Genomic DNA, 12,520 nt, shown 5'->3' on the forward strand with positions numbered 1-12,520 from the left:
TCTTGCTCACCTTCTTTGTGTGTTAAAAGAAGGCCTTGAATAATAAACTAGGAGATGTGAAAGATGAACCAACAAACAGTGAATGTGATCGGAGCCGGACTCGCAGGAAGTGAAGCAGCATGGCAGCTTGCCAAACGAGGGATTCAAGTCAAATTGTATGAAATGCGGCCTGTGAAACAAACGCCTGCGCACCATACTGATAAATTTGCCGAGCTAGTCTGCAGCAACTCTCTTCGCTCTAATACTCTCGCTAACGCTGTCGGTGTATTAAAGGAAGAGATGCGTGCGCTTGATTCAGCCATCATCGCGGCTGCTGACGAATGTTCGGTCCCTGCCGGAGGGGCTCTTGCAGTAGACCGTCATGAATTTGCCGCAAGTGTGACAAATCGGGTGAAAAATCATCCAAACGTAACCGTTATTAATGAAGAAGTGACTAAGATTCCTGAAGGTCCTACCATTATCGCAACGGGACCGTTAACATCTGAATCGCTGTCTGCCCAGCTGAAGGAGCTGACTGGAGAGGACTATTTATATTTTTATGACGCAGCGGCGCCAATTGTAGAAAAAGACAGCCTTGATATGGATAAGGTATACTTGAAATCCCGCTATGATAAAGGTGAAGCAGCATATTTGAACTGCCCTATGACAGAAGAAGAATTTGACCGTTTCCATGAAGCTTTAACATCAGCAGAAACAGTCCCGTTAAAAGAATTTGAAAAAGAGATTTTCTTTGAAGGCTGCATGCCGATTGAAGTCATGGCAAAACGCGGTAAGAAAACAATGCTGTTCGGTCCGATGAAACCGGTTGGGCTAGAGCATCCTGTTACAGGAAAACGTCCTTATGCCGTCGTTCAGCTCAGACAGGATGATGCTGCGGGCACACTTTATAATATTGTAGGATTCCAGACACATTTAAAATGGGGAGATCAAAAGGAAGTCCTCAAATTGATTCCAGGGCTTGAAAATGTAGAAATCGTCAGATATGGCGTGATGCACAGAAATACATTTATTAACTCTCCTAGCTTGTTAAAGCCGACTTATCAATTTCAAAACCGCAGTGACCTGTTCTTTGCAGGCCAAATGACGGGAGTAGAAGGATATGTGGAATCAGCCGCCTCAGGACTGGTAGCAGGCATTAATGCGGCGAAGCTTGTATTGGGAGAAGAGCTTGTTATTTTCCCGCAGGAAACGGCAATTGGCAGTATGGCTCATTATATTACAACAACAAACCAGAAGAACTTCCAGCCGATGAATGCAAACTTTGGGCTTTTAAAAGAACTGCCTGTTAAAATTAAAAATAAAAAAGAACGAAATGAACAATACGCGAATCGTGCAATTGAAACAATTCAAACAATTTCGAAAACAATATAGGTATTGATTGCAACCTGAACGCGATTTGTGATACCATTTAAAAGCCCTTCCTGGGGAGGTATTAGGCATGGAGAATGTTAAGAATTTCGTAAAGTTATTCGTTGAATATTTACAAATTGAAAAAAATTATTCACAATATACTATTGTGAATTATGTGGATTCAATTGAAGAATTCGAGACTTTCCTGCGCGTTCAAGGTATAAATGGATTTGAAGAAGCTGCATATCAAGATACTAGGATTTTTTTGACAGAAGCCTATGAAAAAGGTTTATCGAGAAGAACAATAAGCAAAAAGATATCTGCATTAAGAAGCTTTTATAAGTTTCTGATGCGGGAAAAGCTTGTTGAAGAAAATCCGTTTCAGCTTGTTCATCTGCCGAAACAAGAGAAACGGATACCGAAGTTTCTATATCAAAAAGAGCTTGAGGAGCTGTTTGAAGTTTCAGATATAAGCCAGCCGGCCGGAATGAGGGATCAAGCGCTGTTAGAGCTGCTCTATGCCACCGGAATGAGGGTCAGTGAATGCTGTTCCATAACTGTTAATGATGTTGATTTATTTATGGACACTGTGCTTGTTCACGGTAAAGGCAAGAAGCAGCGCTATATCCCCTTTGGGTCTTATGCCCGCGAAGCGTTGAAGATATACATGAATAGCGGAAGACAGTGCTTGCTGATGAAGGCAAAAGAACCTCATGATCTATTATTCGTAAATCAAAGAGGCGGACCGCTTACAGCCCGTGGCATCAGACATATTTTAAGCGGGCTTGTTCAAAAAGCGTCCGGCACTTTACATATCCATCCGCATATGCTTCGACACACGTTCGCCACCCATCTGTTAAATGAAGGAGCGGATTTGAGAAGCGTTCAAGAACTGCTCGGGCATTCCAATCTGTCTTCGACACAGATATACACGCACGTTTCGAAGGAAATGTTGAGAAACACATATATGTCCCACCACCCAAGAGCATTTAAGAAAAATTAAAGGAGGCCCTTTATGTCATCTTTTCATGCGACCACAATATTTGCCGTACAGCATAAAGGACGAAGCGCTATGTCTGGAGACGGCCAAGTAACGTTTGGTCAGGCTGTTGTCATGAAACACACGGCACGAAAAGTGAGAAAACTGTTTAACGGCAAGGTTCTTGCTGGCTTTGCGGGATCTGTTGCAGACGCTTTCACTTTATTCGAAAAGTTTGAAGCCAAGCTTGAAGAATATAACGGCAACTTAAAACGGGCGGCTGTTGAGCTTGCGAAGGAATGGCGCAGCGATAAAGTGCTTAGAAAGCTTGAAGCCATGCTGATTGTGATGAATCAGGATACTTTGCTTCTCGTATCGGGAACAGGCGAGGTGATCGAACCAGATGACGGCATTCTCGCAATTGGATCAGGAGGCAATTACGCTTTGGCAGCCGGAAGAGCCTTGAAAAAGCATGCCGGTGAAAGTATGACCGCAAGTGAGATTGCAAGAGCCGCATTAGAAACAGCAGGCGAAATTTGTGTTTACACGAACGATCAAATCATACTGGAAGAGCTTGAATAGAAAGGACTTGAGGCGCATGGAAAAAAAACCGTTAACTCCTAGACAGATTGTAGATCGGTTAGACCAATATATTGTCGGTCAGCAAAACGCGAAAAAAGCTGTCGCCGTGGCATTAAGAAACCGCTATAGAAGAAGTCTTCTGGATGAAAAGCTGAAGGACGAGGTCGTTCCGAAAAACATTTTAATGATGGGGCCTACCGGCGTTGGGAAAACTGAAATTGCCAGACGAATCGCTAAGCTTTCAGGTGCGCCATTTATCAAAATTGAAGCAACTAAATTTACTGAAGTCGGCTATGTAGGCAGAGATGTCGAATCAATGGTCAGAGATCTTGTGGAGACTTCTGTTCGGCTTATAAAAGAAGAGAAAATGAACGAAGTAAAGGAACAGGCAGAAGAAAATGCAAATAAACGCATTGTTCGTCTGTTAGTTCCTGGGAAGAAAAAACAATCAGGCGTTAAAAATCCGTTTGAAATGTTTTTTGGCGGCAGCCAGCCGAATGGTGAAGATGAGGCGGAGAGCCAGGAAGAAGCAAATATTGAAGAAAAAAGAAAACGAATGGCGCATCAGCTGGCCTTAGGAGAGCTCGAAGACTACTATGTAACAGTAGAAGTCGAAGAACAACAGCCTTCTATGTTTGACATGCTGCAGGGCTCGGGTATGGAGCAGATGGGCATGAACATGCAGGATGCGCTGAGCGGATTAATGCCAAAGAAAAAGAAACGACGCAAAATGACAGTCAGAGAAGCCAGAAAAGTCCTGACGAATGAAGAAGCTAGCAAACTCATCGATATGGATGAAGTCAGCCAGGAAGCTGTTCAGAGAGCAGAAGAGAGCGGGATTATCTTTATCGATGAGATTGATAAAATCGCAAAAAACGGCGGTGCATCTTCTTCTGCCGATGTTTCAAGAGAAGGCGTTCAGCGGGATATCCTGCCGATTGTTGAGGGTTCTACCGTTGTCACAAAATATGGTTCTGTAAAAACAGATCATGTATTATTTATTGCAGCAGGAGCGTTTCATATGGCCAAACCATCTGATTTGATTCCTGAACTGCAGGGGCGTTTCCCGATTCGTGTAGAACTGAACAAACTCACGGTGGATGACTTCGTGAGAATTTTGGTTGAGCCGGATAATGCGCTCTTGAAACAATATCAAGCATTATTGCAGACTGAAGGTATATCTCTTGAATTTTCTGACGAAGCTATTCATAAGATTGCTGAAGTTGCTTATCATGTGAACCAGGACACAGATAATATCGGTGCGAGACGCCTTCATACAATACTTGAACGCCTATTAGAAGATTTGTCGTTCGAAGCTCCTGATGTAACGATGGAGAAAATAACGATTACACCACAGTATGTCGAAGAAAAACTCGGAACGATAGCCAAAAACAAAGATTTAAGTCAATTTATATTGTGAAAAATTTAATATGAGGAATGTTTAGGAGGATTATTTATCATGGCTTTATTACAAAAAACAAGAATTATTAACTCCATGCTGCAAGCTGCGGCAGGGAAACCGGTAAACTTCAAGGAAATGGCGGAGACGCTGCGGGATGTCATTGATTCCAATATTTTCGTTGTAAGCCGCAGAGGGAAACTCCTTGGGTATTCTATTAACCAGCAAATTGAAAATGATCGTATGAAAAAAATGCTTGAGGATCGTCAATTCCCTGAAGAATATACGAAAAATCTGTTTAATGTCCCTGAAACATCTTCTAACTTGGATATTAATAGTGAATACACTGCTTTCCCTGTTGAGAACAGAGACTTATTCCAAGCTGGTTTAACGACAATTGTGCCGATCATCGGAGGAGGGGAAAGATTAGGAACACTCATTCTTTCACGTTTACAGGATCAATTCAATGATGATGACTTAATTCTAGCTGAATACGGCGCAACAGTTGTCGGAATGGAAATCCTAAGAGAAAAAGCAGAAGAAATTGAAGAGGAAGCAAGAAGTAAAGCTGTTGTACAAATGGCTATCAGCTCGCTTTCTTACAGTGAGCTTGAAGCAATTGAGCACATTTTTGAGGAGCTTGACGGAAACGAAGGCCTTCTCGTTGCTAGTAAAATCGCTGACCGCGTCGGTATTACCCGTTCGGTTATTGTGAACGCACTGAGAAAGCTGGAGAGTGCCGGCGTCATTGAGTCAAGATCATTAGGAATGAAAGGTACTTATATCAAAGTGTTAAACAACAAATTCCTAATCGAATTAGAAAATCTAAAATCTCATTAATCAAAAAAAGAACCCCCTTTAAGGGGTTCTTTTTTTATTTCAAATAAAGGAAATCAATAAGCTTTATTTCCTGGGTTGAAAGTCTTTCTGTGTAATGATTTTAATAAATCTTGCATATTTCTTCAAAAAGTATCAAAAATGACGAAAAGAAAGGAGAAAAAACAGAAATTCTGCTATTTTCAGGCTTATATCAAGGTGGAAAATGTAGTTCTAACAATCTAGGACTTTATGCCTAGTTGTAAAATAGATAATTGTGAGGACATTTTTTTACACGAACTTCATAGACTTTATGCCTGTTATTTCTTACAATAAGCATATAGTTTTACAATTCTCGACAAGGATATTGAGGGTGAAAAAAACTGAAATGGAGGTAAGTGGATTTGAGCTTATTTTCTGGAACGATACAAAATCTTGAAAATGCCTTGAGCAGAGCGGATATTAAGCAAAAAGTCATAACTAATAATATCGCCAATATAGATACACCGAACTATAAGGCAAAAAAAGTCTCTTTCCAAAATTTATTAGATCAAGAATCCTCACGTCTTGATGCGATAAAAACAGACTATCGTCATGTTGATTTTTCTGATACTGATTCGAATTATTCAATTGTTGCGAGCGGAGATACATCGTATCAGCAAAATGGAAACAATGTCGATGTTGACAAAGAGATGACAGAATTGGCGCAAAATCAAATCAACTATCAAGCTTTAGTTGAAAGAATGAACGGTAAATTTAATTCACTGAAGACCGTATTAACAGGAGGAAAATGATGACAGCTTTTCAGAGCTTAAATGTTTCAGCATCTGCTTTAACAGCTCAGCGGGTCAGAATGGATGTTGTATCATCTAACTTAGCAAATATGGATACGACAAGAGCTAAGCAGGTGAATGGAGAGTGGGTGCCTTACAGAAGAAAAATGGTCTCCCTTCAGTCAAAAGGTGAATCGTTCTCTTCCATTCTTAATTCTCAAATGAGCGGAAGCGGTCATGCTGGAAACGGTGTGAAGGTTTCAAAAATTACGGAGGATAAATCGGATTTTAATCTTGTCTATGATCCGACAGATCCTGATGCAAACGCTGAAGGATATGTGCAAAAACCTAATGTAGATCCATTAAAGGAAATGGTTGACCTTGTCAGCAGCACCAGATCATATGAGGCGAATGTCACTGCGATGAATGCCACAAAGGGAATGCTGATGAAGGCATTAGAAATCGGAAAGTAGGTGAATGAATGTGATTAATGCAATTTCTCCTTTTCAGGTTCAAAATACTCAAAACACTCAAAATGCAACAAATCAAGTAAACAATAGCCAAAAAACAGATTCTTCAAATCAAACAAGCTTTTCGGAGCTTTTAAAAAACTCTATTAGTTCGTTAAATGAGTCCCAAGTAGCTTCTGACAACATGACTAATGCCTTGGCTGCAGGAAAAGATGTAAATCTTGATGAGGTCATGATCGCCGCTCAAAAAGCTAGCATCTCTCTAACTGCAGCAACAGAGTTCCGCAATAAAGCTGTGGAAGCTTATCAGGAGATTATGAGAATGCAAATGTAGGGGGTCTGACGATTTAGAGAAAGAGTGGAATGACCGGGGGTTAACATGAATCGTACTCTAATGCAAATGAAAAACAAAACGAGTGAGTTTTGGAAAAATAGATCTAAATTACAAAAGATTTTAATGGTTAGTGTGTTAGCGGCAATTATTATTATTGGAATTATTATTAGTGTTTTTGCTTCCAGTACAAAGATGGCTCCGCTTTACAAAGATTTATCTGCCGAAGAAGCAGGAAAAATCAAAGAAGAATTGGATGCGAAAAAAGTACCAAACGAACTTTCGAGTGGCGGTACAGTGATTAGCGTTCCAGAGGATCAGGTTGATTCTTTGAAAGTGCAGCTGGCTGCAGAAGGACTTCCTAAAACAGGATCAATTGATTACTCGTTTTTTGGGCAGAATGCCGGCTTTGGTTTGACAGACAATGAGTTTGATATGGTAAAAGTGAAAGCGACACAGACAGAACTGTCAAACTTGATCAATGAAATGGACGGTATTAAAAACTCAAAAGTAATGATTAATCTCCCGAAAGACGCTGTGTTTGTCGGTGAAGAGCAATCTGCAGCTTCTGCTTCAATCGTTCTGCAGATTCAACCGGGTTACACACTTGACCAAAGCCAGATCAACGGACTGTATCATCTGGTATCTAAAAGCGTGCCGAACCTAAAAGAAGATAATATCGTCATCATGGACCAAAATTCTACATACTACGACAAATCAGACAGCAATGCAGGGTCCTACGCGGATAGTTATTCTTCTCAGCAAGGAATTAAGTCTCAAGTTGAAAAAGACATTCAAAAACATGTTCAGTCACTGCTAGGTACGATGATGGGCCAAGATAAAGTCGTTGTCTCCGTTACAGCAGACATCGATTTCACAAAAGAAAATCGTACAGAAGACATTGTCGAACCTGTGGATAAAGAAAACATGGAAGGCATTGCAGTCAGCGCGGAAAAGGTATCTGAAACATACCAGGGCGACGGTGCAGCCAACGGCGGAACTGCCGGAACCGGCGAGGATGATGTCACAAATTATAAGGCTGATGGTGAAAATGCCGAAAGCGGGAACTACGAAAAAAACAGCAACAAAATCAATTACGAGGTTAACCGAATCCATAAAGAAATCGCTGAAAGTCCTTATAAGGTCAGAGATTTAGGGATTCAAGTCATGGTAGAGCCGCCTGATGCCAAAAACACAGCGTCACTATCAACTGAAAGACAGGATGATATACAAAAAATCCTTTCAACTGTAGTCAGAACATCTTTAGATAAAGATGAAACGCAAAACCAGAATTTATCTGATGCTGATATCAATAATAAAATTGTTGTCTCCGTTCAGCCATTTGACGGAAAAGTCAATTTGGATACAAACACGGAGAAATCCTCAGGTATCCCGCTGTGGGCATATATTACAGGCGGTGTTTTAATCGCCGCGATTATTGTTCTGATCATTATGCTTATCAGAAAGAAACGGGCGCAAGAGGATGAATTCGAGGAGTATGAGTATGAGGTTCCTCAAGAACCAATCAATTTACCTGATATCAACGAAGAGGAAAATGAAACAGCGGAAACAGTCAGACGAAAACAGCTTGAAAAGATGGCGAAAGACAAGCCGGAAGATTTTGCAAAACTGCTGAGAAGCTGGCTGGCCGAGGATTAGGAGGAATAAGAAATGGCGAGACGTGATCAAGATAAGCTTACAGGAAAACAAAAAGCAGCCATTCTCATGATTTCCTTGGGGTTAGATGTGTCAGCTTCTGTTTATAAGCACTTAACCGATGAAGAAATTGAAAGGCTTACGCTGGAAATATCAGGTGTTCGAAGCGTCGATCATCAAAAAAAGGATGAAATCATAGAAGAATTTCACAATATAGCCATTGCACAAGATTATATTTCTCAAGGCGGTTTAAGCTATGCAAGACAAGTTCTAGAAAAGGCGCTTGGAGAGGATAAAGCGGAAAACATTCTAAACAGGCTGACGTCTTCTTTACAGGTGAAGCCATTTGATTTCGCCAGAAAAGCGGAGCCTGAACAAATTTTGAATTTTATCCAGCAAGAGCATCCTCAGACAATGGCTTTAATCTTGTCTTATTTAGATCCTGTGCAGGCCGGGCAAATTTTATCGGAGCTGAATCCTGAAGTTCAGGCTGAGGTTGCGAGAAGAATTGCGGTCATGGATAGAACGTCACCAGAAATTATTAATGAGGTAGAACGGATTCTGGAACAAAAATTATCTTCTGCATTTACTCAGGATTATACACAAACAGGCGGAATTGAAGCTGTTGTGGAAGTGTTAAACGGAGTAGACAGAGGGACAGAGAAGACGATATTGGATTCATTGGAAATTCAGGATCCCGATCTTGCTGAAGAGATTAAAAAGCGGATGTTTGTCTTCGAAGATATTGTCACACTTGATAACCGTGCTATTCAGAGAGTCATTCGCGATGTTGAGAACGACGATTTGCTCCTTTCATTAAAGGTTGCAAGCGAGGAAGTCAAAGAAATTGTATTCAGCAATATGTCACAGCGTATGGTTGAAACCTTCAAAGAAGAAATGGAATTTATGGGCCCTGTACGCTTGAAAGACGTAGAAGAAGCTCAATCGAGAATTGTAAGCATCGTCAGAAAGCTTGAAGAAGCCGGTGAAATTGTGATAGCAAGAGGCGGAGGGGATGATATTATTGTCTAATATCATTAAACAAGAATCATCTTTTTCTCCACAAAAGGAAAAAAGAAAACTTTCTATACAAGAGGTGCGTATTGATCATTCCCACCTTTTGCAGGCTGAAGAGAACCCGGAGGCTCTTATGGCCCGAGTGAAAGAGGAAGCTGACCGGATTTCTGAGCAGGCGAACAGTCATATAGAAAATACTCGCCGTCAAATTGAGCAGGAGAAAAATGATTGGGCGGCTGAAAAACAGAAGCTGATTGAGGAAGCAAAAGCCGAGGGCTTTGAACAAGGAGTAGCATTGGGCAAAGCTGAGGCAATGCAACAGTATGCCGAACTGATCGGCCAAGCGAACAGAATTACTGAAATGTCCAGAAAAGCTGTTGAGGACAAGCTTGAAGACGCTAATGAAGAAATCGTTGAGCTTGCCGTTGCATTGGCAAAAAAAGTATGGCAGCAAAAATCTGATGATAAAGAGGCATTCCTCCTGCTTGTACAACAGGTTGTAAACGAAGTGAAGGAGTATGACGATATATCAATTTATGTTGATCCATATTACTATGAGACAATCTTTCAGCAAAAAGATGAAATCCAGCAGCTTCTTTATAAAGAATGCCGTCTTGGCATATATGCTGATGAAAAAGCTCAAAAAGGAACCTGTTATATTGAAACTCCTTTTGGCAGGGTAGATGCGAGTGTTGACACACAATTGATGCAATTGAAAGATAAACTTCTGACAGCGCTGGAAGCGGGTGCAGCTGAATGAAGACACAGAGTCTGATAGATTGTATAGAAATGACAGACTCGTATAAACGGTACGGAAAAGTCAAGCGGGTCATCGGCCTGATGATTGAATCAAAAGGCCCTGCAAGCTCAATTGGCGACGTATGCCTGATTTATGCAAAAGGACAATCTGGGAAAGTCATTAAAGCCGAGGTAGTCGGCTTCCAAGAAGAAAATATTTTGCTTATGCCGTATTTAGAGGCTGCGAGTATTGCACCAGGCAGCATTGTAGAAGCTACTGGGGAATCTCTTCGGGTTAAAGTTGGATCTGGACTGATCGGGCAAGTCATCGATGCTTTTGGAGAACCGCTTGACGGAAAACTTCTGCCGAAAGGACTTTCGCCTGTATCGACGGAGCAATCACCGCCCAACCCGATGAAACGGCCGCCTATCCGTGAAAAAATGGGTGTTGGCGTCAGATCCATTGACAGCTTGCTGACAGTCGGTAAAGGCCAGCGGATTGGAATATTTGCCGGAAGCGGTGTCGGAAAAAGCACATTAATGGGAATGATCGCCAAGCAGACAGAGGCTGACTTAAACGTCATTGCACTTGTCGGAGAACGCGGACGAGAGGTCCGGGAGTTTATTGAAAAAGATCTTGGGAAAGAGGGGCTGAAACGATCGATTGTAGTTGTTGCCACCTCAGACCAGCCAGCATTAATGAGATTGAAAGCGGCATATACAGCGACTGCAATTGCCGAGTATTTTCGAGATAAAGGCCAAAATGTCATGTTTATGATGGATTCTGTTACAAGGGTGGCGATGGCGCAGCGTGAGATTGGTTTAGCTGCTGGAGAACCACCGACGACAAAAGGCTATACACCCTCTGTGTTCGCTATTTTACCTCGTTTATTAGAACGAACAGGTGCAAACGAGCACGGAACCATTACGGCATTTTATACAGTGCTGGTAGACGGCGATGACATGAATGAACCGATTGCCGATACCGTACGCGGAATTTTAGACGGACATATTGTGTTGGACAGGGCGCTTGCCAATAAAGGCCAGTTTCCGGCAGTTAATGTCCTAAAAAGCATCAGCAGGGTGATGTCAAACATATCGACAAGACAGCACCTGGATGCGGCAAATAAATTCCGCGAACTTTTATCGACATATCAAAATTCGGAAGATCTCATTAATATCGGAGCTTACAAAAGAGGCTCCTCAAGAGAAATTGATGAAGCGATACAATTTTATCCGCAGCTTATTCAATTTTTAAAGCAGGGAACAGATGAACCGGCATCATTGGAAGAAAGCATTGCTGCATTAACTAGTTTGACAGGAAATGAGGAATAAAACGTGGCTTATCAATTTAGATTCCAAAAGCTGCTGGAACTAAAAGAAAATGAGAAAGACCAATCCTTATCCGATTATCAGCAATCAGTTTCTGAATTTGAAAACGTTGCTGAAAAATTATATGAGAGTATGAGCAAAAAAGAATTACTAGAACAAAATAAAGAAAAGAAATTAAAAAGCGGCATGAGTGTACAGGAAATGAGGCACTACCAACAATTTGTCTCAAATCTTGATAATACGATTTATCACTATCAAAAGCTTGTCATTATGAAAAGAAATCAAATGAATCAAAAACAAGAAATTTTGACAGAGAAAAATATTGAAGTGAAAAAGTTTGAAAAAATGCGTGAAAAACAGTTTAAAATGTTTGCTCTTGAAGACAAAGCTGCAGAAATGAAAGAAATGGACGATATTTCGATTAAGCAGTTTATGATTCAAGGCCATTAGGAGCGAATGTAATGTCCGGCAAAAAGAAAGAATCAGGTAAGTTCCGTTCGGTTTTGCTTATCATTATCCTCCCGCTGATGTTTCTTCTAATCGCAGGGGGGATTGTTCTTTGGGCTGCTGGTGTCAATGTGTTAAAGCCGATCCAGGATGCTGCGGCAAAAACGCCGGTTCTTAAGGAATTGGTTCCTGAAACCGAAAATAAAAAAGACACAGCATCAAGTAAGGATAGCAGTAATACGGCAGCTCTGGAAAAGACCATTAAAGATCAAAAAAGTGAAATCAGTATATTGAATAAAGATTTAGAAACAAGCAAATCGGAAATCGATAGGCTCAATCAAAAGATTCGTTCACTTGAAAAGACGGCGGAGGACCAAAAAAAGTCATCTGAAGATCATACTGAGGGAACATCAGACTCGAAAGCTTCTTCTAAAAATGACAAAGTGATCAGTGTGTACAAAAGCATGGACAGCGGAAAGGCTGCGAAAATTATTGCCCAATTAAAGGAGCAAGAAGCACTGAAAATATTGAATGGCCTAAGCAAAAAGCAGCTTGCTGACATATTGGCAAAAATGACTCCTGAGCAAGCAGCAACCTATACAGAAAAAATTGCTGCCAGCCAAGAATAGG

General features: G+C 41.1%; 14 protein-coding genes. All 14 read left to right on the forward strand.

Going from position 1 to position 12,520, the window contains the following annotated elements:
* The first annotated feature begins 63 nt into the window (after positions 1 to 63).
* The 14 genes from trmFO to JQX68_RS09110 all read left to right on the forward strand — a co-directional run bounded on the left by trmFO (position 64) and on the right by JQX68_RS09110 (position 12,519).
* The gene (gene trmFO, locus JQX68_RS09045) at positions 64 to 1,371 is read left to right on the forward strand and encodes an FADH(2)-oxidizing methylenetetrahydrofolate--tRNA-(uracil(54)-C(5))-methyltransferase TrmFO (protein ID WP_069149591.1); all 1,308 of its coding nucleotides are present in this window, start codon (positions 64 to 66) and stop codon (positions 1,369 to 1,371) included.
* A 67-nt stretch (positions 1,372 to 1,438) separates the two neighbouring features.
* Positions 1,439 to 2,353 carry a tyrosine recombinase XerC gene (gene xerC, locus JQX68_RS09050; RefSeq protein ID WP_069149592.1) on the forward strand — a complete coding sequence of 305 codons (915 nt, stop codon included), beginning with the start codon at positions 1,439 to 1,441 and terminating at the stop codon, positions 2,351 to 2,353.
* Between the two features lie 12 nt (positions 2,354 to 2,365).
* Entirely contained in the window at positions 2,366 to 2,911 is a 546-nt protein-coding gene (clpQ, locus tag JQX68_RS09055; RefSeq protein WP_014663962.1) for an ATP-dependent protease subunit ClpQ, read from the forward strand.
* A 16-nt stretch (positions 2,912 to 2,927) separates the two neighbouring features.
* On the forward strand, positions 2,928 to 4,331 hold the full coding sequence (hslU, locus tag JQX68_RS09060) for an ATP-dependent protease ATPase subunit HslU (RefSeq protein ID WP_014476801.1): 1,404 nt from the start codon (positions 2,928 to 2,930) through the stop codon (positions 4,329 to 4,331).
* Between the two features lie 39 nt (positions 4,332 to 4,370).
* Complete coding sequence (codY, locus tag JQX68_RS09065) at positions 4,371 to 5,150, forward strand: GTP-sensing pleiotropic transcriptional regulator CodY (RefSeq protein WP_003220850.1); 780 nt, start codon at positions 4,371 to 4,373, stop codon at positions 5,148 to 5,150.
* A gap of 380 nt (positions 5,151 to 5,530) precedes the next feature.
* Positions 5,531 to 5,920 (forward strand): flagellar basal body rod protein FlgB, encoded by a 390-nt coding sequence (gene flgB / locus JQX68_RS09070; RefSeq protein ID WP_014663964.1) that lies wholly within the window; start codon positions 5,531 to 5,533, stop codon positions 5,918 to 5,920.
* Positions 5,920 to 6,372 carry a flagellar basal body rod protein FlgC gene (gene flgC, locus JQX68_RS09075; protein ID WP_014663965.1) on the forward strand — a complete coding sequence of 151 codons (453 nt, stop codon included), beginning with the start codon at positions 5,920 to 5,922 and terminating at the stop codon, positions 6,370 to 6,372. The genes flgB and flgC overlap by 1 nt, the downstream gene beginning before the upstream one ends.
* A 10-nt stretch (positions 6,373 to 6,382) precedes the next feature.
* The gene (gene fliE, locus JQX68_RS09080) at positions 6,383 to 6,703 is read left to right on the forward strand and encodes a flagellar hook-basal body complex protein FliE (RefSeq protein ID WP_003238544.1); all 321 of its coding nucleotides are present in this window, start codon (positions 6,383 to 6,385) and stop codon (positions 6,701 to 6,703) included.
* A gap of 45 nt (positions 6,704 to 6,748) precedes the next feature.
* Positions 6,749 to 8,359, forward strand: a complete 1,611-nt coding sequence (gene fliF / locus JQX68_RS09085; protein ID WP_040083177.1) for a flagellar basal-body MS-ring/collar protein FliF — start codon at positions 6,749 to 6,751, stop codon at positions 8,357 to 8,359.
* 12 nt (positions 8,360 to 8,371) lie between these two features.
* A complete protein-coding gene (fliG, locus tag JQX68_RS09090; RefSeq protein WP_014663967.1) occupies positions 8,372 to 9,388 on the forward strand; it encodes a flagellar motor switch protein FliG in 1,017 nt (338 codons plus the stop codon).
* On the forward strand, positions 9,381 to 10,133 hold the full coding sequence (fliH, locus tag JQX68_RS09095; RefSeq protein ID WP_071576928.1) for a flagellar assembly protein FliH: 753 nt from the start codon (positions 9,381 to 9,383) through the stop codon (positions 10,131 to 10,133). Before fliG ends, fliH begins: the two co-directional genes overlap by 8 nt.
* Positions 10,130 to 11,446: a flagellar protein export ATPase FliI gene (gene fliI / locus JQX68_RS09100; protein WP_014663969.1), complete on the forward strand. Its 1,317-nt coding sequence runs from the start codon at positions 10,130 to 10,132 to the stop codon at positions 11,444 to 11,446. Before fliH ends, fliI begins: the two co-directional genes overlap by 4 nt.
* 3 nt (positions 11,447 to 11,449) lie before the next feature.
* Positions 11,450 to 11,893, forward strand: a complete 444-nt coding sequence (gene fliJ, locus JQX68_RS09105; RefSeq protein WP_014663970.1) for a flagellar export protein FliJ — start codon at positions 11,450 to 11,452, stop codon at positions 11,891 to 11,893.
* An 11-nt stretch (positions 11,894 to 11,904) separates the two neighbouring features.
* Positions 11,905 to 12,519, forward strand: a complete 615-nt coding sequence (locus JQX68_RS09110; RefSeq protein WP_069149594.1) for a MotE family protein — start codon at positions 11,905 to 11,907, stop codon at positions 12,517 to 12,519.
* Position 12,520 lies beyond the last annotated feature (1 nt).

The organism is Bacillus sp. LJBS06 (genome assembly GCF_016924995.1).
In the GTDB taxonomy this organism is placed as follows: domain Bacteria; phylum Bacillota; class Bacilli; order Bacillales; family Bacillaceae; genus Bacillus; species Bacillus stercoris.

Excerpts from the sequence above, each read along its gene's own strand:
- trmFO (WP_069149591.1), top strand. The coding sequence starts at position 64 with ATGAACCAACAAACAGTGAATGTGATCGGAGCCGGACTCGCAGGAAGT.
- xerC (WP_069149592.1), top strand. The coding sequence starts at position 1,439 with ATGGAGAATGTTAAGAATTTCGTAAAGTTATTCGTTGAATATTTACAA.
- clpQ (WP_014663962.1), top strand. The coding sequence starts at position 2,366 with ATGTCATCTTTTCATGCGACCACAATATTTGCCGTACAGCATAAAGGA.
- hslU (WP_014476801.1), top strand. The coding sequence starts at position 2,928 with ATGGAAAAAAAACCGTTAACTCCTAGACAGATTGTAGATCGGTTAGAC.
- codY (WP_003220850.1), top strand. The coding sequence starts at position 4,371 with ATGGCTTTATTACAAAAAACAAGAATTATTAACTCCATGCTGCAAGCT.
- flgC (WP_014663965.1), top strand. The coding sequence starts at position 5,920 with ATGACAGCTTTTCAGAGCTTAAATGTTTCAGCATCTGCTTTAACAGCT.
- fliF (WP_040083177.1), top strand. The coding sequence starts at position 6,749 with ATGAATCGTACTCTAATGCAAATGAAAAACAAAACGAGTGAGTTTTGG.
- fliG (WP_014663967.1), top strand. The coding sequence starts at position 8,372 with ATGGCGAGACGTGATCAAGATAAGCTTACAGGAAAACAAAAAGCAGCC.
- fliI (WP_014663969.1), top strand. The coding sequence starts at position 10,130 with ATGAAGACACAGAGTCTGATAGATTGTATAGAAATGACAGACTCGTAT.
- JQX68_RS09110 (WP_069149594.1), top strand. The coding sequence starts at position 11,905 with ATGTCCGGCAAAAAGAAAGAATCAGGTAAGTTCCGTTCGGTTTTGCTT.